Origin of the sequence: Roseateles terrae (assembly GCF_014192155.1) — a bacterium.
GTDB classification, from domain to species: Bacteria; Pseudomonadota; Gammaproteobacteria; order Burkholderiales; family Burkholderiaceae_C; genus Roseateles; species Roseateles terrae.
This window is the reverse complement of record NZ_JACHXO010000001.1, coordinates 302571-323170: the sequence shown is the minus strand read 5'-3', so window position 1 is coordinate 323170 and position 20600 is coordinate 302571. Positions and strand designations below refer to the sequence as shown.

Genomic DNA, 20600 nt, shown 5'->3' with positions numbered 1-20600 from the left:
ACCTCTGTTGATAAGGCGCCCCATGACTGTTTCCCCTTCCAGCGCCCCTGACACGGCGGCGAACGACGCCACCGTGCTGCCGCGGCCGGCCAGCGGCCCCCGCCTGGCGGTGGCCATCATCGATACCGACCTGCATCAGCTCGCCCGCCAGGCCCTGCTGCACAGCATGCAGGCGATGGAACGCCAGGGCCTGCCCTTCTCGCAGGTGTTGATCTATTCGGACAAGCCGGAGCTGTGGGGCGGGCTGCCGGTGATCCGGATTCCAACACTGCGGTCGATCAATGAATACAACCTGCTGGTGACGCAGGAGTTGGCGCGCCATCTGACCGCAGACTTTGTACTGGTGATCCAGTACGACGGCTTCGTGCTGAATGCCGACCAGTTCTCGCCGCATTTCCTGCACTACGACTACATCGGCGCGCCCTGGCCCAATTACGACCGTCATGACGTGGGCAATGGCGGCTTCTCCTGGCGTTCCCGCCGGCTGGTGCAGGCGGTGGCGCAACTGGACTACGACGATCCGAGTGAAGCGGAAGACCTGTTCATCTGCCGACGCATGCGGGAGACGCTGGAGCGCATGGGCTGCCGGTTTGCACCCAAGGCCATTGCGCAGCACTTCTCGGTGGAATTCCCGGCCGTGCCCTTCCCCACCTTTGGCTTTCACGGGATCTTCCACCTGCCCTCGGTCTACCGGGAGAGCCCCGACTTTCTGGTCGAGCACCTCTCGGACCGCATCATCAAGAGCCGCAGCAACTATCTGCTGCCCGGCTTGCAGGTGATCTCGCCGGCCGCCGCGCAGCGTCTGCAGCAGCGGCTGGATGCGCTGAATGCGCTGAATGGAGCCGCGTCATGAAACAGATCATCATCCTGATTCCGCATGGCGTGCAGACCGGCGGGCCCGAGGCACTGCATCAGCTCTCTGACGCCCTCCTCCGGCAAGGGCACGATGCGCGGGTCTGGTATGTGCTGCCCAGCGACCTGGCGGCCATCGACCAGTTGCATCGCGGCAATGGCCTGGGGCCGGACACGGCACTGCGGCTGCAGCCGCGGCCCAATACGGTGGCCGATTACGAGAAGTATCAGGTGCGGCTGGCCGAGCAGATCGTCATGAATGCCGACACCTGTGTGGTGCTGGCCGAGACCTATGTGCACTGGCTGCGCTACTTTCAGCCCTGCACGCCCATGGTGTGGTGGCTGAGCATCGACAACGCGTTTGAATATCTGTCGGTGCAGAAGGTCAACCTGAATGCGCTGCGCACCGAGCGGGTGCTGCACGCCTATCAGTCGGGTTACGCGCACCAGGTGATCCGCGCACTGGGATGCCACCGGACCCTGCCGCTGTCGGACTACACCCCTGGGATCACGGACACGGCGTCCTGGCCCAAGACGGACATCGCCATCAATGCCAATCACAAGGTGCTGTATGACGTGGGCGCGATTGCGGCGCGGCTGGAGCGGGAAAACGACTGCCGGGTGCATCTGATCCGCGGCATGAGCCGGGCGCAGGTGTATGAGGCGCTGGGGCGCAGCAAGCTGTTCATTGATCTGGGCACCTTCCCGGGCAAAGACCGGCTGGCCCGGGAAGCCTTGAGCCGCCAGTGCTGCGTCTTTGCACTGGATGTTGGCGCCGCCAGGGACTACCTTCTTCCAGAAGAGTGCTACTTCAAACCGGACCAGGTGGACCAGGTGTTCGCCGGCGCCCGCCAGTTGATGCAGCACTATGAGCTTTATCTCGAATTGAGCCTGCCGGCGAGGCAGGCGGTCCAGCGGGAGCGGATGATCTTCGAGCGGGAAGTGTCCGGGCTGGCCCACGCGCTGCGCGCCTGAAGCAAGGAAACAGGTGAGGTGCACTGGGCGGCCTGTGCAGTTCAGGGGCCCAGGCGGAGGGAGCCAGCGGGCGGAGGATGCCGTGGACAGGGGTGAGGGTATTCCCTGTCGGTGAAGACCTGACAGCCAAATCAGCGGCTTCCCGGTGCGGTTCATCGTCGGTGTGCCCTTTCGCCACGCGGGTCGCTGCTCGAAGATTCGTTCGTTCTGTTGACATTCCACGATCTGCGCGCGGAGGCACCCCGAATGAAACTGCTGTCCTTGAAAGTGAAGACCAAGCTCTGGGCCGGTTTCGGCCTGATGGCGCTGATCGTGGCCTTGGTCGCTGGTGCGGCTCTGATCTGGTTGAGCCATGCGAATGCGCGCTTCCAGGAGTATCTGGACGGGGTGGGTTATCGACAGCGACTGGTGACGGAGCTGGAAACAGCCACCAAGTCGCGAGCCATTGCGGCGCGCAATCTGGTGCTGGTGACGACGGCGGAAGACCGCAAGGTCGAATTCGCAGCCGTGACCGCAGCGCACAAGGCGGTCGAGGACAGCCTGAGCAAGCTGAAGAAGGACATCGCCGAGCCGAATGCCACCGCCAAAGACCGCGAGATGTTTGCGCAGGTGGAATCGGTGGAAGCCAGGTATGGCCCGGTCGCCCTCGCGATCGTGGGCCTGGCACAACAGGGGCAGCGTGACGAAGCGATCACGAAGATGAACAACGAGTGCCGTCCGCTGCTGGCGGCGCTGCTCAAGGCGACGCAGGAATTCATTCTGTATGAAGACGCCCGTGGCGCGGCAGAGACGGCCCAAGCGGCGTCGAGCCTGTCTCAGGATCGGTGGCTGTTGTCGATGATTGCGGTGGTCGCCGCACTGACGGCGGGTGTGCTGGGCTGGCTGATCAGCCGTGCGGTCACTCGGCCGCTGGCCAATGCCATCCAGCTGGCTGAATCGGTGGCGCAAGGCGACCTGCGGCAGGACATCGAGGTGCAGGGCCAGGATGAAATGGCGCAGCTGCTGACGGCGCTGCGCGCCATGAGCCAGAACCTCTCCGGCATGGTGACGAATGTGCGGGAGGCTGCGGACGGCATTGCGACTGCGTCTTCGCAGATTGCCATGGGCAATCAGGACCTGTCGGCGCGGACTGAATCCCAGGCCAGCGCCTTGCAGCAGACGGCGTCTTCGATGGCGCACATGACCTCCACGGTGCAGCACAGTGCCGCCACATCCCGCAAGGCAACGGACCTGGCGAGCGAAGCGGCCAAGGTCGCGGGTCAAGGCGGCGAAGTGGTGGGACGGGTGATCAGCACCATGGAGGCAATCAACGGCTCCAGCCGGCGGATTCACGACATCATCGGCGTCATCGACGGCATTGCGTTCCAGACCAACATTCTGGCGCTGAATGCGGCAGTGGAAGCGGCCCGGGCGGGTGAACAGGGCCGCGGCTTTGCGGTGGTGGCAGGGGAAGTGCGGTCACTGGCCCAGCGTTCGGCGCAGGCGGCGAAGGAAATCAAGACGCTGATTTCCGACAGCGTGCAGAAGGTGGATGCGGGGGGCGCGCTGGTGAATGAGGCCGGCCGCACCATGGACGACATCGTGCGTCAGGTGAAGACGGTGACGAGCCTGATGAGCGAGATCAATCAATCCACGGAGCAGCAGAGCACCGGCATCGGTGAAGTGAATGCAGCCGTGACGGCGATTGACCAGGGGACGCAGCAGAATGCGGCGCTCGTGGAAGAAAGCGCGGCGGCCGCGGAGAGTCTGCGGCAGCAGGCGCAGGCGCTGACCGAGATGATCTCGCGCTTCAAGCTGCGGGATGGGATGCGGATGGCTTGATCTCAAGACCCGAGTGGGAAAGACGGAACCGAACGGTTCCGTTTTTTTTTGCTCGAAGGCCAATGCCCGACCACGGCGACCCTTGCATCCATTGATTCAATCCGGCCACTCTGCATGTCGCATTTCATTCAATTTCAAATTATTGCCATCATTTCCATCATTGCCATCATTGCCATCATTCCCACATGATGCATCGATCTATTTGATACACACCAGTCTGTCATATCCAGTCTCATTGATAGAAATGAACTTCGATGACTGCAGACGATTGATCAGTCAAAAGAGATCCGTCAGCAGTATTTAGGACGACCGTCGAGCATGAATGACAACACACCGTTACTGTGATGAATGAGCGGGCCACTGAGGCAGCGTGACTGAAAGCACGCAAACGGCTGGCGTCTGCTCATTAACATCAGGGAGTCAACAGTGAACGAATCCGTCGTCAATCTTCCGCTCAGCGCTGAGCAAAGTGACCATATTCATCGCTTGACGGGCCAGCGCATCTCTTCATTACGTGTTGTTGCCGAACTGCCAGGTTTGCAGGGCGTGCAGGGACCGCAAGGTTTCCAAGGAGCTCAGGGCGCGCAGGGCCTTCAGGGTCACCAGGGCGTGCAAGGCGCCCAGGGACTGCAAGGACTCCAGGGCGTCCAGGGACCACAAGGTTTCCAAGGTGTGCAGGGACCTCAGGGCGCTCAGGGCCTTCAGGGTCACCAGGGCGTGCAAGGCGTCCAGGGACTGCAAGGACTTCAGGGCGTCCAGGGACCGCAAGGTTTCCAAGGTGTGCAAGGACCTCAGGGCGCTCAGGGCGCTCAGGGTGCTCAGGGCCTTCAGGGTCACCAGGGCGTGCAAGGCGTTCAGGGACTGCAAGGACTCCAGGGCGTCCAAGGACCTCAGGGCGTTCAAGGTTCACAAGGCGTCTGAATCTCCGAGTGGAGAGAACGTGGCGTCTGTCGGATTCGACAGCGCCACCGCTGCTTCGCAGCCCTTACATCACCTAGGAGCCAAGTATGGTTCAGTCATTCATCCGACTGACGCAAGACCAAAGTTCAGATCTATTCCGCCAAACCGGAATGTTCCTCAGACGTCTGGCCATCAGTCCAGACGGTTGCACGGCACATGTCGTCGATCATTCCTGCAAGCGATGTCTGCTGGCGGACGATCTACCGGGCGTATTCATCACCCACAACGGGCTGTGCAACCATTGCCTTGAACACGAGGCGGAAGCCGCAAGCGGAGCACATTCGGCGGAGACGGCAGCCTCGGTCATTGCGCAATTCAGGGGAAGCTGCACAGCAAAGGCGCAAGATTGCGTTCTTGCCTATTCCGGCGGGAAGGATAGTGCTCTGGCGGCAATTGTGGCGGTACGCGATTACGGACTAAATCCCGTCGCCGTTCTGGTGGACAACGGTTTCATTCCCGAGGAGGTCCAAGATAACAGCCGCGAATTCTGCAACCGCCTCGGCATACTGCTGAGGATTGAACGCATCGATGTCCGGTCGCAAGCGCGAGAAAACCTTTTGGCAGGCTCCAACAAGATTCCTTGCAGCTCCTGCATTCGAGGCGTTTTCTCGGCCATGGCAAGGACCAGCCGGGAATTCGGCGTGCGCCTGGTGATCAGTGGCCACCGATTTCCACCGCTTGCTTATCCGCTTACAAGCTTCACAGCTGATACTGCGGACCAGAACACAGTGTGCGTATCCCCCCTGCTCGCCAGTCGGATTCAGGAAGCGGACCAATTGTCGCTGGTGATGAGTATGGGCTGGAAGAAGCTGGCGATCGCGGGCAACACCTCCAACTGCAAGCTCATCGGTGTCGTGGAGGAGTCGATGTTCGATCGTCTCGGATACAACCCCCACATCTATGAGGTGTCAAAAGAAATCCGGGGAGGCATCTACGACCGTGCGTGGGGCGTAAAAAAGGTTGAAAAACCCACCATCACGCCGGACCATCGCCAATGGGTAATGGAACGAATGGCATAGCCAAGCGAAACTCTTATAAGAAAACTAGGAGAAAAGCCACCATGTTAGAGACGATCATCATCGCCGATGATTTCTATGCAGATCCTATGGAGGTGCGTGCATTTGCACTCGCGCAAAGCTTCACAGTCAAAGGCAACTATCCGGGGATGCGAACCGCGTCTTTTCTGAGCTTTCCCGTGCTAAGCGCCATTCAGCAATTGGTCAAGATTCCAATCACATGGTGGCCGACGGACAACTACAACGGTGCCTTCCAGGTCAGCCTGAGTTCCGATCGTACCTGGGTACACGCAGACCACACCACCTGCTGGTCGGGTGTTCTGTATCTCACCCCGGATGCGCCGGTCTCCGGGGGGACGGCATTCTTCAAGCATAAGGCCACCGGACTTGACTGGTATCCACAGGATGAGGAGACGCGCAAGACATGCGACAGGGATGGCTCGTCCGCAGAGCAGTGGCTACGAACAGATCAGGTCGCCAATCGTTTCAACCGACTTGTGTTGTTCCGGGGAGGACGATTCCACTGCAGCCAGGGTCATTTCGGCCAATCGAAGGAGGATGGCCGTTTGTTCCAGACCTTCTTCTTCAACACCCTCCATTGAAGACGGGCTCACTCTGACGGTGAATCCATCTCTTGATTTAAAGGTTACGCGATGAATACTGCTGAAATCTTCTCACCAATTGGTTGGCTTCAGTTGAATGAAGAGCAGGCACAAATCCTCAAAAAAGAGATCGGCGTCGAGGCTACCGCTCTGCCTCTGTTCGATGTCGTCGGAATCGGCCGGAACGACGTTTTCGTTCCCGTCACCGGAATTTCAGGACTAACCGGCCTGGTTTTTCACTTCGAGTCGGTCGCAAGCCCACCGCCGGGAGCACGCCTGATTGGATCCATCATCAAGGAGATGGAAGCCGGCCCGATATCCGGAAGCTTGTTCGCCGCGCATTCAAAACTTCTGGCTCGAAGGGCGGAAGGGGGAAGCGCTTCACCAGAGCCTCAGAAGTAAGCGGTTTCTCGCAGAATTCAAGCACCATGCAAACCATCACGAATGATGACTTACTGGTCATGGTGAAAGTGGCTGAGCGTTGCAATATTGCTTGCAGCTACTGCTACATGTACAACGGAGTTGATCAATCTTGGCGCTCTCGACCGAAGACACTTTCAGATGAAAGCCTTGGCATACTCTGCGACAGGTTAGCGAGCTACCGGCGCGGCCACCCTGCTGCCCGAATGACTCTGGAAATTCACGGTGGAGAACCGTTGTTGCTTGGAAAAGAAAGAACGCGAAAATTCCTGGAAAATGTGCGGAGGTCATTGCCGCCGGATGATCTATTCATTGTTACGCAGTCGAATGGAATTTTGATCGATGACGAATGGCTGGACATGTATGCATCTTTCGACGCGACGATTGCCATCAGTTGCGACGGACCTGAGGCCGTGCATGACCGCCACCGCATTGACCACCGCCGTGCCGGCACCGGCGCTTCCACTGCGCGATCCATCAAAAAATGCATTGAATTCGATGCCCGAAACGGCGCAGCCGTTTTCAACGGCGTTCTCTGCGTGGTAGATCCCCATCAGGATCCCGAGGCGCTTCTTTCGTATTTTTTTGACCTGGGCGTGCGGGATATGGACTTGCTTTTGCCCGACGCAAACCATTTTTCACCGCCATCGCACCTGAAGGACTACAGGCATGAGTCGATGGAGCGCTTTTTCTGCAGTGCGTTTGATGCTTGGCTTGAGAGGGATGATCCTGATTTTCGTATTCGGATCTTCGAGACGTTCATACGTGCCATGTTGGGACAGCGGCCAGAGCTCGACGCATTTGGCGGAGACCTCGTGCCGATTGTGGTGGTTGAAAGCGATGGCTCCTACCGTCTCATCGACGTCTTGTCCATCTGCCAAGACGGCGTCAGCGCCACCTCGCTCCACCTTGCCCAGAATGAGCTGGAAGAATTCCGATCTGTTGCCCAAAGGCGCTATCCCAAGCCGTGCAAAGAGTGCCAAACCTGCGAGGCTTTCAAGACCTGTGGTGGGGGATATCTGCCGCATCGATTCGACGGCCGAAGCTACGAGCGTCCGAGCTTTTATTGCTCGACACTTCTGAAGCTGCACCAGCACATCAGCCGCCGGATGCTTCAAACCGTGCGTGAGTGAACCCAATGGGGCCGCGTCAAGCCCGGCGTCCGGATGACTTCCCACGGAGCGTCCGGCGTGACACAACGGGGCGCACCCCGGTCCAAGCCATGAAATTCAAGCTGAGACGGACCATCACGGCGCCAGTAGCGACAGGACGTATCTCACCGGCACCGCATAACTGATGCCACTCGGCGCGCTCAGCGCCGATTCTCGCGTGCTCTTGAGTGCCACCATGTTCACCACCCCCACGACCTTGCCGGTCCGGATGTCCAGCAGCGGTCCGCCACTGTTGCCGGGGTAAGCGGTGATGTCGAGTTGCAGAAACTCCATATCGCCCGACCGCAGCTGGCGGATGGCGCGCTCCGACAAGTTGCCTGAGGTCGGCGCCGGCAGTGCCGCCTTGGTGATCGCCGCCACAATGCCCCGGTGCGTCACCAGCTGCACGCCCAGCGAGGTGCCCAGCGGATAGCCCATCAGCGCCACCGCCACCCCTTCTCTCACCGCGGTGGCCGTATCGTCCACCGTGGCCAGCGTCATGGGCGCGGGCAAGGGATTGCCATCGGTCAACTCCAGCAGCGCAAGATCGCGGGTGGCGTCGCGGCGCAGCAGCCGCACCGAGCGCTGCTGAGGCGTGCCCGACGCATTGCTCGCTGCAGGCACCAGGATCGACAGATCCTTTTCAACCGGATTCGGGATCACATGCGCGCAGGTGACGATGGTCTTGCCATCGCCCACCACAAAGCCGGTGCCCCGAAAACCGAATCGCGGGTTGTCCGTGGCGCTGAACGTGCCCACCGCCACCACCGCCTGCCGACTCTTGTCGATCAGGTCCGGCAGCGTGTTGGACATCTCCTGCGCCTGGGCCAGGCTCGGTGTGAGAACGGTGGAGGCCGCCACACCCAGACCGCCCACCCACCCGGCCGGCAGTCCAGGCACCAGCCCCGAGCCCAGCAAAGGCGCCCCAGCGAGCGCGAGCAGCCGGCGTCGTTGGATGGGCGCAGTTGCGGCTCGCCACTGTATGGCTTGCCCGGCGGTCTTGTCATGCTTCATGTCGTCGCTCTCACCCGTCACGCGGCCAGATCCCGCGCTGTCTGCCCCATCTCCAGCTCGGAGACAAAGCTGCGCCAGTTCCGGTCCGGATCGTCAATGCGGAAACCGAAGAAGGTGCCCTGCTCCGTCTCCCGCTTGCGCACCGCATGGGCCAGCAGGCGCGAGCGCGTGTTGTGCCCCAGTTCGATTTCCACCTGGCCTTCCACATTCAGCGGAAGGTCGTGTTTACATTCGGCCTGGAAACCCTGCGCAGAGACTTCAATGACGTCCAGGGGCACGCGCCCGATGGCTGGCAATCCGTTGCTCGCCGGCAAATTGATCTGCCCCGGGCAGCGCATGGAGTAACGCGGGTATTGCCGCAAGGCCTTGCCGAGATCCTCGCCGCCGCCGCTGAGCATCGGCAGCACCGGCCGGAACTCCGGCTGCCGATACACCGACCACAGCAGCGCCTTTTTGCGGTCCGCCAAATGGGCAAAGACCTGCACCCGCTGGTTGAAGAAATAATCCAGAAGGGGCGGCGTCATCACCGGATCATTCGTCGTGTGATACCGCCGCTCCGGCAGCTTGATGTTGGGCAGCGATTGCCGGAAGAAGTATTGATGCAGGTTCTTGCGCGCCGGGCGGCCGCGGTAGCCCTTGGCAAAGACATCTTCGGCTTCGTGCAGGTCCAGCGTCGCACCAACGGCTGGGGCGCCATTGGCAAAGTCGTAGTTGTCCACCGTCTGCTCCTTCAATCGCTTGAAGAACAGCAGTGCCTCGTAGAGCTCGATCTTGTCGGGGTTGACCGCGATCACCAAGTGCCGGGTGTCAAAGAACTCCGTGCAGTACTGGTGCATGAACTTCATCAGCGGAAAGAGGATTGCCCCGCCTGTCTTGCGAAAGGCCGGCGCCACGGCGAGGGCCGAGATCTCTGCGACCTTGCCGCCTTTGGCCCGCACCCCCTCCAGATCAAAGACCGATTGCAACGGAAAGCCGAACACGCCTTCGCGCACCATGGAAATCGTGCCCACCACTTCGCCGTCGTACTTGGCGCAGAGCGTGGTGGTGGTCGGGAGCGAGTGGTAGATGGTGACGCGCAGGCCGCTGGGGTCGGGCTTCATGAAGCCGCTGCCCACATAGGCGTCATGCAGGATGTGGAAGCAGGCCTCCAGCTCCTCCTGCGTTTCGGCCACCTTCAGCTCCAGCCGCTCGCTGGGGGCCGGATCGCAGTCCACCATGCGGCGGTAGACCGCAAAGCGCCAGGGTTTTGGCAGGCTCGAAAACAGTTTGCGCAGGCCCTGATGGAAGCGCTTGCGCAAACCGGAGCGACGAATCTGGCTCATATGACCGTCTCCCTTGCGGTGCGGTCCACTGCCGGCCTTTGGCTTATTGAATCCTGGCCTGCAGCTTCTGCACCTCGGCTTGTTGCTCGAATTGTGGTCCCAGGTCGGCCAGGCGCTTGAGTTCGGTTTGCGCCTCGGCCTTCTTGCCGCCCGTCACATACAACTGCGCCAGACGCAGACGGTAGGCAGGCACATTCGGTGCCTGGGTCACCGCCTGCTGCTGGACCTCGATCGCCTTGTCCGTCTGGCCCTTGGCGCCCAATACCTCGGCCCAGGTGTCCATGTACGCTGCCACCTTGGGTCGCAACTGGTTGGCCTTCTCCGCGTACTTCAGGGCTTCGTCAGTACGACCGCCACGCAGCTTCAGCCATGCGATGTTGTTGGCCGCCGCCGCGTTGTCCGGGCTGTCAGCAAGTACTCCCTGATAGTACTGCTCCGCCAAGTCGTACTGACCCTTGGTGAGTGCCACATCGCCCAGGTGGTACCTGAAAAGAGCGTCCTGCTTGTGTTGACTGACCCAGTTGTTCGCGAACTGCTTGGCCTCTTCGGCCTTGCCGGATTCGACCAGCACACTGTGCATCGCTACCGCCAGCGCGGTGTTGGGCACCGAGGCCCCAGCCTCTTTGGACAGCTGGTCCGCCCGGCGATAGGCCGCCAGCGCGGCGGGCCAGTCCTTGCGTGCGCGGGCCACATCGCCCTCCAGCTTCCAGCCCAGGCCGAAGCTCGGGCGTACCGACTGCAGGGCCTTGGCCGACTGCAGCGCCAGCTCAGGTCGGCCGATCATCAGTGCCTTGCCCGCCACCTTTTCCGCCAGTTCGGCATCACCGGGGGCGATGGCCTGCGCGCGCTTGAGCGCGCCTGCAGCCTGATCCCGGTCCGCAGCGGTGCCGCCAGCCATGTACAGGTCGGCCAGACGCATTTGCCCCAGCGGTGAGCGCGGCGACAAGGCAGCCACCTTGTTGAAACTATTGATGGCGGACTGCCGCTCGCCTTGCGCCATCTGCACCTGGCCCAGCGCATCCACCAGCTCGGCCGACTCAGGATTGGCGGCGACGCCTTCCTGGGCCACCGCCGCTGCCTGCTTCAGGTCCTGCTTGTTGACCAGCAGGCTGACCAGCGCCAGACGGGGGCCAGCTTCGCCAGGGAAACGCCGCACGATCTCACCGAGCTGCTGGATGGCCTCCTCCGGCTTGATCAGCTGATGCGTCACCCGTACGCCCATCTGCGCCATCACCGGCCGCACATTCTTCGGATCCGCCTTGATCGCGGCGTCGTAGCGCTTGGCAGCGTCTTCCGGCTTGCGATCCTGCAGGTCCATGGAGGCCAGGTTGTTGGCGGGTGCCAGGGCCTTCGGATCACGCCGGATGGCTTCTTCAAACTGCTCACGCGCCTTGGCACGGTCGCCGCGGAACAGCGCCACACGGCCGCGCAGCTCCGGGGCGGCCGCACTGGTGGGGGTCTTGCGGTCGATGCCGGCGATCACCTCTTCGGCATGGGACCAGTCCTTCTTGCGCAGATACAGGCTGACCAGCGCCAGGTCGGCGGTGATGTCCTTGTCCTCGGCGGAGAGTTTGCGCAGTGCCTCGATGGCCTGCGGCTCCTGTCCCTTGCGGGCCTGCGTCAGCGCCAGGCCCACACGGCTGGTGATGTCGGCGGGATTGAGTTCCGCAGCGCGTGCCAGCAGCCGCTCGGCCTCGTCCGCCTGGCCCTGCTTGAGCTTGATCTCGGCCGCCAGCGCGAGCGCTTCGCCGGTCGGACCGGGCTTGCCATCCAGCAGCGGCTGAAGCGTGGTCCACGCCTGTTCCACGTCGCCGCCGCGCAGTTGCACCTGGGCCAGCGCGATGCGGGACGGCGTCGCGTCCGGCGACGTGCTCACCACCTTCGCAAAATTGCTCTCGGCCTGACGGAGGTCACCGCCGGCCTGCGCCACCCGGCCCGCAAGATACAGCGCGCGGTCGTTGCCCGGCGCGATCTTGAGCAGCGCCTGGCTGAGGTCCGTCGCCTCCTTCAGGTTGCCCTCCTCCAGCGCAAAGATGGAGGCGTAATAGAAGGTCTGCGCATGGCTGGGCAGCGCCGCCTTCATGGCCGTCACCGCTTCTTTCGCACCGGCCTTGTCGCCCTTGCGCATCAGTGCGGTGATCAGGCCCGAATACGCCGCGGGCAGTTTCTTGTCCAGGGCCAGCGCCTTGCGGTAGGCCTCGATGCGCGCGTCCACCGGCGCGTCGGCCAGCTCGAGCAGATCGCCCTTGGCCTGCCAGATCTCAGCGGCGTTGGGGGACCGGGTGGCCATCGCATCCAGCTGGGCCAGCGCTTCCTTGAGCTTGCCTTCGCTGGTCATCAGCCGCACGTTCATCAACTGCACCGGCACGCTGTCCGGTTGGGCCTTGAGCGCTGCATTGGCGGCAGTGCGCGCCTCCGGCAGCTGGCGCTTGGCTCCGTAGGCGCCCACCAGGGTGCTTTGGAGATCGGCCTCGTCTGCGGGCGTGCCGAGGTGACGGGTGCCGTACTGGCTCACCACCTCGTCGGGCCGGCCCTGCAGCAACAGCAGCCGCGCCTGCAAGGCCGTCAGGCCGTCGCTGGTGTAGCCCTGCGCCTTGGCCTTGTCCGCCTCGATGACCGCTCCCGGCAGATCCCCTGCGTCCAGCAGCGCGCGAGCCAGCAGGTAGCGGGCTTCCCCCAGCGTGCCGTCCTTCTGCAGCGCATTCTTGAGCTGGATGATGGCGGCCTTCGGATCCTTTTTGTCCAGATGCTCGCGGGCCGACTTGACCATGTCCTGCGCCGAGTCGCCGAAGCAGCCACTGAGCAGCAGGGCCGAGCCCAGAGCCAGGACGCCGGCATAGCTGGCCAGGGTCCGGGTCCGGGTGTGGGTGCGGGGCAAATCGTGGGTGGGGGCGGTGCTGTGCTTGGCGTCTCGGGACATTCGTGTCTCTCTTGGATGCAATCTCGGATGCAGACTGGCGTTCAAAGAAGCCGGCGACAGAAAACCCGGATCAGGTCTTGAGTCCCAGCCGGGCCATCAGGTCGTACAGGGTCGGCCGGCTCACTCCCAGCAGGTCGGCCGCCTTGGCGATGTTGTTGTCGGTGCGGGCCAGCGCCGCCACCACCGCTTGACGCTCGGCGCGCTCGCGCACGCTGCGCAGGTCGAGTTCGGCGTCGTCATGGGCGGGGGCGTCGGGCACGGCCAGGCCGAGGTCGTCCGCGGTGATGCGCTCGCCGTCGGCCATGATCGAGGCCCGTTTCATGAGGTTCTGCAGCTCACGGACATTGCCGGGCCAGCGGTGATGCTCCACCGCGCGGATGGCTTCGTCGCTCAGGCGCAGAATGGGCCGGCGCTGCTCGGAGGAGAAGCGACGCAGGAAGGCATGGGACAGCAGGACCGCATCGCCCACCCGGTCGCGCAGCGGCGGGATGTCCACCACGATCTCCGCCAGGCGATAGAAGAGGTCTTCGCGGAAGAGGCCCTGCTCGATCTTGGACTTCAGGTCCTGGTGGGTGGCACCGACGATGCGCACATCCACCGCGATCTCCTGCCGCCCGCCCAGGCGCTCGATGCTGCGCTCCTGCAGGAAGCGCAGCAGCTTGGCTTGCAGCGGCATCGGCAGGTCGCCGATTTCATCGAGCATCAGCGTGCCGCCGTGGGCCGTTTCGATCTTGCCGACAGTGGTCTTGGTGGCGCCGGTGAAGGCGCCGCGCTCGTAGCCGAAGAGCTCGCTTTCCAGCAGAGCTTCCGGGATGGCGGCGCAGTTGATGGCCACGAAGCGGCCCTTGCGGCGGGAGGCGTCATGCAGGGCCTGCGCCAGCAGTTCCTTGCCGGTGCCGCTCTCGCCGAGCAGCAGGACGGTGGCGTCGCTGGCCGCCACGCGCTCGATGGTGCGGCACAGGCGCTGCATCTGCGGGTCGCGCGTCAGCAGCTTGCCGGTGGGCTCGCCCTCCTGCTGCGTCAGCAGCCGCTGGTTCTCCTGCTGCAGCTCATGCAGGCGCATCGCCCGCTCCACCGTCAACACCAACACGTCCGGATCGACCGGCTTGGAGAGGAAATCGTAGGCGCCCATGCGGATGGCGCGCAGTGCATTGGCCTGGTCGTTCTGACCGGTCAGCACGATCACCTTGGTGCCAGGCTCGAGCTCGATCAGCTTGTCCAGCAGACGAAAGCCTTCGGAGACCGAGTCCTGGTCGGGCGGCAGGCCCAGATCCATCGTCACCACCGCCGGCTTGTGACGGCGAAACTGCAGCACCGCGCTGGCGACGTCGTCGGCGGTGACGGACTCAAAGCGATCCATCGACCACTTCAACTGCTTCTGAAGGGCCAGATCGTCCTCGACGATCAGCAGGGAGGGAGGCTGGGCGCTCATCGGGCTTTCACGGTCGCATCGCGGCCGGTGTCAGGTTCGCCATGGCGGCGGCCCTCACCAGCCTTCACATCGGCTTCCACATCGGCGAAGAACAGGGGCAGCAGGATGCACACCTGCGTGCCGCGGCCGGGGGCGCTCACCACGTTGATCTTTCCTCCAAGTTCCTGCAGGTACTGAAAGCTCTCGTACGCGCCGATGCCCATGCCAGCAGTCTTGGTGGTCTGGAAGGGCTTGAACAGGCGCTGGTCGATGAACTCCTGCGTCATGCCGCAACCAGTATCCTCCACTTCCACCTGGGCATGGCTGCCCATCCGTTGTAAGCGGAGTAAAACCCTCCCCTCAATCGGGGTGGCATCCAGGGCGTTCTGGACCACATGGCCCAGCACCCGTTCGATGCGTTCTTCATGGCCGCGGGCGCTGACCTCGTCGCGCAGTTCCAGCTCCAGCGCACGGCCCTTGCTGACTGCTGCGGCCGCCAGCCGCCGCGCGATCGGTGCCAGGGCCACGCCGCCGATGCTGCCGTGATGCGGCTTGTCGCCTTCGCGCAGCTGCAGCATGAGCTGGCGCATTTTCTCGAGCGAGTTTTCCACCGTGTCGAGCATGTCCTGCTGGAACTCGGGGTTGTCGCGCAGGCGCTTGGCGTTTTTCATCATCAGCGAGAGCTGGGTGATGATGTTCTTCAGGTCGTGCACCACGAAGGCGGACATGCGGTTGAAGGCCTCGAACTTTCGGGCCTCCAGCAGCGCCTCCGTGGCCTGCATCTGGGCCAGGTAGCTGGCGGCCTGCTGGGCGGCGGTGCGCAGCAGGTCCCGCACTTCCCAGTTCAGCTCCAGCCGGGTGCGGGGCTGGCCCAGCACCACCCAGCCGATCAGTCCGCCGGCCTGGATGAGCGGGACGATCAGCCAGTGCCGCTCGTCGTCCGCCAGCGCGGGCGGCAGGGCGACCCGCTCGTAGGCATCGGGGTGGTCGCGCCATTCCTGGATGTCGATGATCCAGGCACGGCCTTGCAACCAGCGCAGCAGGGCTTCGTCGGGCACCAGGCTGTCGCGGTGTTCCTGCAGGTTCCAGCGGGCGGTCTGCACAAAATCATCCGCCGTGGGAGTGCGGCGCAGCCACAGGGCGCCGGACGGTCCTTCCACCAGATTCGCCATGCCGTGGATGACCGACTCGCCCAGTTGCGCCGGCGACGCGCTGGCCGACAGCATCCCGGTGAAGCGCAGCCATTCCTGCCTATAGTCGTAGCGGTAGCTGAAAAAATTCTTGCTGATGTAGACGCGCAGCTTGGCGCGCATGGCACCCGAGAGGGCGATCAGCAGCAGCGCCAGGACACCCACGGCCAGCAGCACCTGCTGCAGCGCCCGGCCCCATTCCCCGCCGGTATACCGGACGTAATAGCCCAGGCCCGAGACCACCAGCAGATAGACGCCGACGATCAGCAGTGTCAGCGACTGGAAGGCCGCGGCGCGGGAGACATGCAGCTTGTCCAGCCACTTGCGATGGCGGCGGCTGGCCAGCCAGATCAGCGGCACGGCCATGCTGTGCACCAGGGCTCGCACGCTCAGGGCGTCGCCGTCGAACTGCTGGAACAGCGAGGCCTGCGAAAAAACGAAGACGTCAAAGACAAACACGGCGCCCAGCCCCAGGCAGACCGGCTTGGCATTCCAGCGGGCGTCCCGGTCGATGTTGCGCAGCATCTGCTCCAGCAGCACCAGGCCCAGCACCCCCAGGCCCAGCCAGGCCAGCGCCAGGGGCCGCTGCATCAGCATCACGGGGGTGTCGCCCCACAGGCGCCAGGCCGGCAGCACGATCGCGGCCGCCACGGCAGACCAGGCCAGCGCCTGCAGCGATTGAGGCACGCCGGAGGTCCGGCGCCCATCCGGCTGGAGCGGCAGTTCCACCAGGGCGAGGATGAAGGCGAACCAGGCGCCATAGCGCAGGGCATCGGCGACCGGCAAGGCGAGCTGGACGATCCAGCTGCGCTCGCCCACCCAGCCGAGCGCCTCGGCGGTGTCGAGGCCGGCCCAGACGGCGGTCAGCAGCAGAGCGGCCTGCAGGCGCAGGGCGCGGCGGGGATGGCGCTGGAACTGCGGCCAGACAACGACCGCCAGCGCCAGATGCGCGAGCAGGCACAGCAGGCCGGAGGCGGCGGCCAGAAGGGAGGGAGAAGAGAGATCGCTCAGCATCGCGCCTGGCGTGCCGCGGGTCCGACGGCGGCTGGGGGCACGCGCGAGGGCCGCCCCGCAGCGGCGCTCAGCGGGCGCCCCGGCCGGTCAGCACCACGGCCACGGTCTCCAGCATGATCAGGAGGTCGAGGAACAGGGTGTGATTCTTGACGTAGTAGAGGTCGTACTGGAGCTTTTCCAGCGAGTCTTCGATGGTCGAGCCGTATTCGTAGCGGACCTGCGCCCAGCCGGTGACGCCCGGCTTCACGCTGTGACGCACGGCATAGTAAGGAATGTTGGCGACCAGCTCATCCACGAAGAACGGACGCTCGGGCCGGGGGCCGACCATGCTCATTTCGCCGCGCAGCACGTTGAAGAGCTGCGGCAGCTCGTCGATACGGACCTTGCGGATGATGTTGCCGACGCGGGTGACCCGGCTGTCGTTTTTGGTCGCCCATTGCGGCCGGCCGTCCTTCTCGGCGTCCTGGCGCATGCTGCGGAACTTGATGACCTTGAAGGTGCGGCCGTTCAGGCCCACGCGTTCCTGGGTGTAGAACAGCGCGCCGGGCGATTCGAGCTTGATCAGCAGAGCCGTGACCAGCATGACCGGCAAGGTGGCGATCAGCAGGAAGACCGACGACACGAGGTCGAAGCCGCGCTTGACGGCGCTGCGCATCATGCCCTGGTTGAAACCGTCGCCGAAGATGAGCCAGCCGGCGTGGACATGGCTGACCTTGATCTGGGCCAGGGTCTTCTCGAAGTAAGTCGCCAGGTCCACGACGCGGATGCCGTAGAGCTTGCAATCGAGTAGCTGGCGCAGCGGCATGCTGCCGCCACGGCGCTCGGTGAGCGCCACGACGATTTCATCCACGCCCAGGCGCAGTGCGGCCTCGGTGAGGGATTCGTGGGTGTTGATCAGCTCATGCGCGGGCACCAGCGGATCCACCTCATTGGGACCGGGCAGGAAACCGACGATCTGGGCATGCGGGTCTGCGGCGCGCAGGCTTTCGCTGACAGCCAGGGCGGGGGCACCGCTGCCAAAGATCAAAATCTTGGTGCGGCCGCTGGTCTGGGTGCCGGCGTGGGCCGCGTAGACGCGGTGGATCATGACCATGCCGACGGCCAGCATGGCGGTGGTGGTGATGACTTCCCGGTGGGAGGCGGTGGCCGGCATCAGGCTGAAGAGGCCGTAGGCGAGCGGCAGGCCAATGAGCAGGGCGAAGAGTGCGCGGGCGCAGGACTGGGTCAGCGAGCGCTTGTGGGACTGCTGGTAGAGGCCGGACGCGGAATTGATGACGAACATGCCGCCGGCCAGCGAGATCCCGTAGGACGCGGCAAAGGTCACCATGTGTTCGTTGCTGCTCTGGATGAGCGCCACAGCGAAGACGGCCGCCACGATGAGTCCCAAGTCGAAGCACACCTGGATGAGGGTGCGACGATGGAGGTAGTGATTAAAAATTCGAATCATGCCAGTCCCCACAGCAGGTCAAGGCACCTCTTGGATGCTGGATCGACCGCATGGTTTTCTCCCCTGCGCCGCCCGCTTCAGCCGTTGCCAGGTCGTTACATCTGGCTACGTTTGCTGCGGGCGGATCATGCCTCCCACCTCTGGCCTTGAAAGCCCCCCGTTTGGAGGGGACCGAAGACATCGGTTTTTTCGGAGAAATCCACCGCGGATGCCCATGGCGCTCAAGTGCCCGAAATGCCTCGGACGCCACATGACGGGAGCCATTGTCGACGGGGGGCGAACGGCGCAAACCCCCTGACTGAATGCTTTGAGGGCGCCACGTGCGGGAATGCACGCGAGTGAGGGGGATGACCCCGTGTTCGGGGGACAGGGGGTGGGGTCTTGGGGGTGGTCGTGGGGGCGGGTTCGTGTTGAGCGCTTGACGTGGGTCGTTCGGTGGTGGGCGGGGTCATCCTGCGGGGCGTTGGCGCGGTCCGGTGCCAGACCCAGGGGGCATTCACTTCATGTCCCTTCTGCCCAGCTTCGCTGGTCATTCATTCCTAATACTTCCGTGAATGCCCCCTGCGTCCGGCACCTCCCCACTGCGCTCGCTGTCGGGCACGAGGACTCGCTGGGTGCGGCGTCTTGCGCATCCCACACGACCTTCCCTTCCGCGAGTGCTCTGCGCCCTCCTCCATGAAGACGCGACAGACCGCCCGGTTCTTGGCGTGACGGCGGGATGGGGCTGCGGCATGTCGTCGCCTCGCGAAAAAAAAACGCCACCCGAAGGTGGCGTTTTTGATTGGCGGAGCCGGATCAGCGGACGACGGCGAGCTGCTCGCGGTTGCCACCCTTGTAGGTGTACAGGGTCAGCGCGCCGTTCTTGATGTCGCCCTTTTCGTCGAAGGCGATGGTGCCGGTCACACCCTTGTAGCCTTCAGTCTTGGCCAGCACGGGCAGGTACTTGGCAGGCTCGGCAGAGCCGGCCTTGACCATGGCAGCGACCATCACGTTCACAGCGTCATAGACGTAAGGAGCGTAGATCTGGACGTCAACCTTGTACTTTTCCTTGAACTTGGTCTTGAAGGCGTCCAGCGACTTCTTGCTTTCGCCTTCCACGCCACCAGCTTCAGCGCAGACGACCTGGTTGTCAGCCATCGTGCCAGCCGACAGCTTGGGCAGCTCGGCCGTGCAGATGCCGTCACCACCCATGAACTTGGCTTCAATGCCCAGCTGCTTCATCTGACGCAGCATCGGGCCCGCCACGGCGTCCATACCGCCGAAGAACACCACGTCGGGCTTCTTGCCCTTCAAGGAGGTCAGGATGGCGGTGAAGTCCGTGGCCTTGTCGTTCGTGAATTCGCGACCAACGACCTTGCCACCTGCCGCTTTCACGCCCTTTTCGAACTCGTCAGCCACACCCTGGCCATAGGCCGTGCGGTCATCGATGACGGCGATGGACTTGCCCTTGACCGTGGTCACGGCGTACTTGCCCAGCGTGCCACCCAGATGCACGTCGTCAGCCACGACGCGGAAAGCCGTCTTGTAGCCGTTACGGGTGTACTTGGGGTTGGTGGCGGACGGCGAGATCTGCGGAATGCCCGCGTCGCTGTAGATCTTCGAGGCGGGAATCGTGGTGCCGGAGTTCAGATGGCCCACCACGCCGTTGACCTTCGAGTCCACCAGCTTCTGAGCCGCAGCAGTGCCCTGCTTCGGATCGCCAGCATCGTCTTCAGCCAGCAGCTCGAACTTGACCTTCTTGCCGCCGATGGTCACGCCCTTGGCGTTCAGCTCATCAACCGCCATGCGGGCGCCCAGCTCGTTGTCCTTGCCCAGGTGGGCAATGCCGCCGCTGGTCGGGCCCACGTGGCCGATCTTCACCACTTCCTGCGACATGGCGACACCGCTCAGGGTCATGGCGATCGCGCCCACGATCACATTCAGCTTGGTTTGCATCAAAGAACCTCCGACTCGAGATATGTGGAATGACGTTGAGTTCTCAACGCGGTGGAACATACTCCCTTTCCCCTGTGGGAACCATAGTGAAAATGCTGTGAACCCACTCGCGCCACCGACGTTGTCGCGCCCCGTTCACCTGGGCATTCCCCAATGGGCATCTCCCCCATGCGCAACGCCTGTGCACCCAAGCCCTCATCCAGTGCAAACCCCGACCACATCGGGGCAAAACGGCGAGTGCGGATTCCCGCACAACGCCCCGAAAGGCAATGCGACTGACCACACACGCGCGCCAACGTGGAACTCCGAAAGCCGGTCTTGATGGGGGAGGTTCACCACCCGCAGCGCGACTCACTGACGGCAGCATGACTGCGATGCATCGCCGCCCCGTGCTGAGTCACAAATGATGAACCGGAAACTGCGGTCGGTAGAGGTCGGTGCGGAGGCGGAGGCGGAGGCGGAGGCGATGTTGCCTCACGCTCGAACCTCGGCAGGTGGGCGCCCTCAGCAGGCAACGCTGTAGAAAGGAACGAGCCGGGGCCTGTTTGCG

Annotated in this window: 15 protein-coding genes; 7 read left to right on the top strand and 8 right to left on the bottom strand. The window is 63.3% G+C overall.

The features are described from left to right. Positions 1–22 precede the first annotated feature (22 nt). The 3 genes from FHS28_RS01405 to FHS28_RS24420 all read left to right on the top strand — a co-directional run bounded on the left by FHS28_RS01405 (position 23) and on the right by FHS28_RS24420 (position 3648). Positions 23–853, top strand: coding sequence for a DUF5672 family protein (locus tag FHS28_RS01405; RefSeq protein ID WP_088449427.1), 831 nt, complete (start codon positions 23–25; stop codon positions 851–853). Continuing rightward, positions 850–1827, top strand: coding sequence for a glycosyltransferase (locus FHS28_RS01400; RefSeq protein ID WP_088449428.1), 978 nt, complete (start codon positions 850–852; stop codon positions 1825–1827). The genes FHS28_RS01405 and FHS28_RS01400 overlap by 4 nt, the downstream gene beginning before the upstream one ends. 246 nt (positions 1828–2073) lie before the next feature. Further along, complete coding sequence (locus FHS28_RS24420) at positions 2074–3648, top strand: methyl-accepting chemotaxis protein (RefSeq protein ID WP_088449429.1); 1575 nt, start codon at positions 2074–2076, stop codon at positions 3646–3648. 510 nt (positions 3649–4158) lie between these two features. Here the strand turns inward: FHS28_RS24420 and FHS28_RS24530 are convergent. Then, positions 4159–4515, bottom strand: coding sequence for a hypothetical protein (locus tag FHS28_RS24530; RefSeq protein ID WP_221193656.1), 357 nt, complete (start codon positions 4513–4515; stop codon positions 4159–4161). Between the two features lie 140 nt (positions 4516–4655). On the opposite strand from FHS28_RS24530, the gene FHS28_RS01385 reads away from it, so the two are divergent. Genes FHS28_RS01385 through FHS28_RS01370 form a run of 4 tightly spaced genes read left to right on the top strand, consistent with a single transcriptional unit; the run spans position 4656 to position 7779 of the window. After that, entirely contained in the window at positions 4656–5627 is a 972-nt protein-coding gene (locus FHS28_RS01385) for an adenine nucleotide alpha hydrolase family protein (protein ID WP_184293985.1), read from the top strand. A 41-nt stretch (positions 5628–5668) separates the two neighbouring features. Continuing rightward, the gene (locus tag FHS28_RS01380; protein ID WP_088449431.1) at positions 5669–6226 is read left to right on the top strand and encodes a DUF6445 family protein; all 558 of its coding nucleotides are present in this window, start codon (positions 5669–5671) and stop codon (positions 6224–6226) included. A gap of 51 nt (positions 6227–6277) precedes the next feature. After that, positions 6278–6628: a hypothetical protein gene (locus FHS28_RS01375; RefSeq protein WP_088449432.1), complete on the top strand. Its 351-nt coding sequence runs from the start codon at positions 6278–6280 to the stop codon at positions 6626–6628. 26 nt (positions 6629–6654) lie between these two features. Then, positions 6655–7779, top strand: coding sequence for a radical SAM protein (locus tag FHS28_RS01370; RefSeq protein WP_088449433.1), 1125 nt, complete (start codon positions 6655–6657; stop codon positions 7777–7779). 114 nt (positions 7780–7893) lie between these two features. Here the strand turns inward: FHS28_RS01370 and FHS28_RS01365 are convergent, their stop codons facing one another. The 7 genes from FHS28_RS01365 to FHS28_RS01335 form a co-directional block, all read right to left on the bottom strand. Continuing rightward, complete coding sequence (locus FHS28_RS01365; RefSeq protein ID WP_184293983.1) at positions 7894–8811, bottom strand: S1 family peptidase; 918 nt, start codon at positions 8809–8811, stop codon at positions 7894–7896. Positions 8812–8828: 17 nt separating this feature from the next. Then, complete coding sequence (locus FHS28_RS01360) at positions 8829–10133, bottom strand: GNAT family N-acetyltransferase (RefSeq protein ID WP_088449435.1); 1305 nt, start codon at positions 10131–10133, stop codon at positions 8829–8831. A 43-nt stretch (positions 10134–10176) separates the two neighbouring features. Further along, complete coding sequence (gene prsT, locus FHS28_RS01355; RefSeq protein ID WP_088449436.1) at positions 10177–13053, bottom strand: XrtA/PEP-CTERM system TPR-repeat protein PrsT; 2877 nt, start codon at positions 13051–13053, stop codon at positions 10177–10179. A gap of 70 nt (positions 13054–13123) precedes the next feature. Next, a complete protein-coding gene (prsR, locus tag FHS28_RS01350) occupies positions 13124–14485 on the bottom strand; it encodes a PEP-CTERM-box response regulator transcription factor (RefSeq protein WP_088449437.1) in 1362 nt (453 codons plus the stop codon). Further along, positions 14482–16668: an XrtA/PEP-CTERM system histidine kinase PrsK gene (gene prsK, locus FHS28_RS01345; protein ID WP_088449438.1), complete on the bottom strand. Its 2187-nt coding sequence runs from the start codon at positions 16666–16668 to the stop codon at positions 14482–14484. Before prsK ends, prsR begins: the two co-directional genes overlap by 4 nt. Positions 16669–16735: 67 nt before the next feature. Next, on the bottom strand, positions 16736–18115 hold the full coding sequence (locus FHS28_RS01340; protein ID WP_088449439.1) for a TIGR03013 family XrtA/PEP-CTERM system glycosyltransferase: 1380 nt from the start codon (positions 18113–18115) through the stop codon (positions 16736–16738). A 795-nt stretch (positions 18116–18910) separates the two neighbouring features. Next, entirely contained in the window at positions 18911–20011 is a 1101-nt protein-coding gene (locus FHS28_RS01335; protein ID WP_375140716.1) for a branched-chain amino acid ABC transporter substrate-binding protein, read from the bottom strand. Between the last annotated feature and the right edge of the window lie 589 nt (positions 20012–20600).

Coding starts and splice junctions, on each gene's coding strand:
- FHS28_RS01360 (WP_088449435.1), bottom strand. CDS start 10,133: ATGAGCCAGATTCGTCGCTCCGGTTTGCGCAAGCGCTTCCATCAGGGC.
- FHS28_RS01340 (WP_088449439.1), bottom strand. CDS start 18,115: ATGATTCGAATTTTTAATCACTACCTCCATCGTCGCACCCTCATCCAG.
- FHS28_RS01380 (WP_088449431.1), top strand. CDS start 5,669: ATGTTAGAGACGATCATCATCGCCGATGATTTCTATGCAGATCCTATG.
- prsK (WP_088449438.1), bottom strand. CDS start 16,668: ATGCTGAGCGATCTCTCTTCTCCCTCCCTTCTGGCCGCCGCCTCCGGC.
- FHS28_RS01375 (WP_088449432.1), top strand. CDS start 6,278: ATGAATACTGCTGAAATCTTCTCACCAATTGGTTGGCTTCAGTTGAAT.
- FHS28_RS24420 (WP_088449429.1), top strand. CDS start 2,074: ATGAAACTGCTGTCCTTGAAAGTGAAGACCAAGCTCTGGGCCGGTTTC.
- prsR (WP_088449437.1), bottom strand. CDS start 14,485: ATGAGCGCCCAGCCTCCCTCCCTGCTGATCGTCGAGGACGATCTGGCC.
- prsT (WP_088449436.1), bottom strand. CDS start 13,053: ATGTCCCGAGACGCCAAGCACAGCACCGCCCCCACCCACGATTTGCCC.
- FHS28_RS01335 (WP_375140716.1), bottom strand. CDS start 20,011: ATGACCCTGAGCGGTGTCGCCATGTCGCAGGAAGTGGTGAAGATCGGC.
- FHS28_RS01365 (WP_184293983.1), bottom strand. CDS start 8,811: ATGAAGCATGACAAGACCGCCGGGCAAGCCATACAGTGGCGAGCCGCA.
- FHS28_RS01370 (WP_088449433.1), top strand. CDS start 6,655: ATGCAAACCATCACGAATGATGACTTACTGGTCATGGTGAAAGTGGCT.
- FHS28_RS01400 (WP_088449428.1), top strand. CDS start 850: ATGAAACAGATCATCATCCTGATTCCGCATGGCGTGCAGACCGGCGGG.
- FHS28_RS01385 (WP_184293985.1), top strand. CDS start 4,656: ATGGTTCAGTCATTCATCCGACTGACGCAAGACCAAAGTTCAGATCTA.
- FHS28_RS01405 (WP_088449427.1), top strand. CDS start 23: ATGACTGTTTCCCCTTCCAGCGCCCCTGACACGGCGGCGAACGACGCC.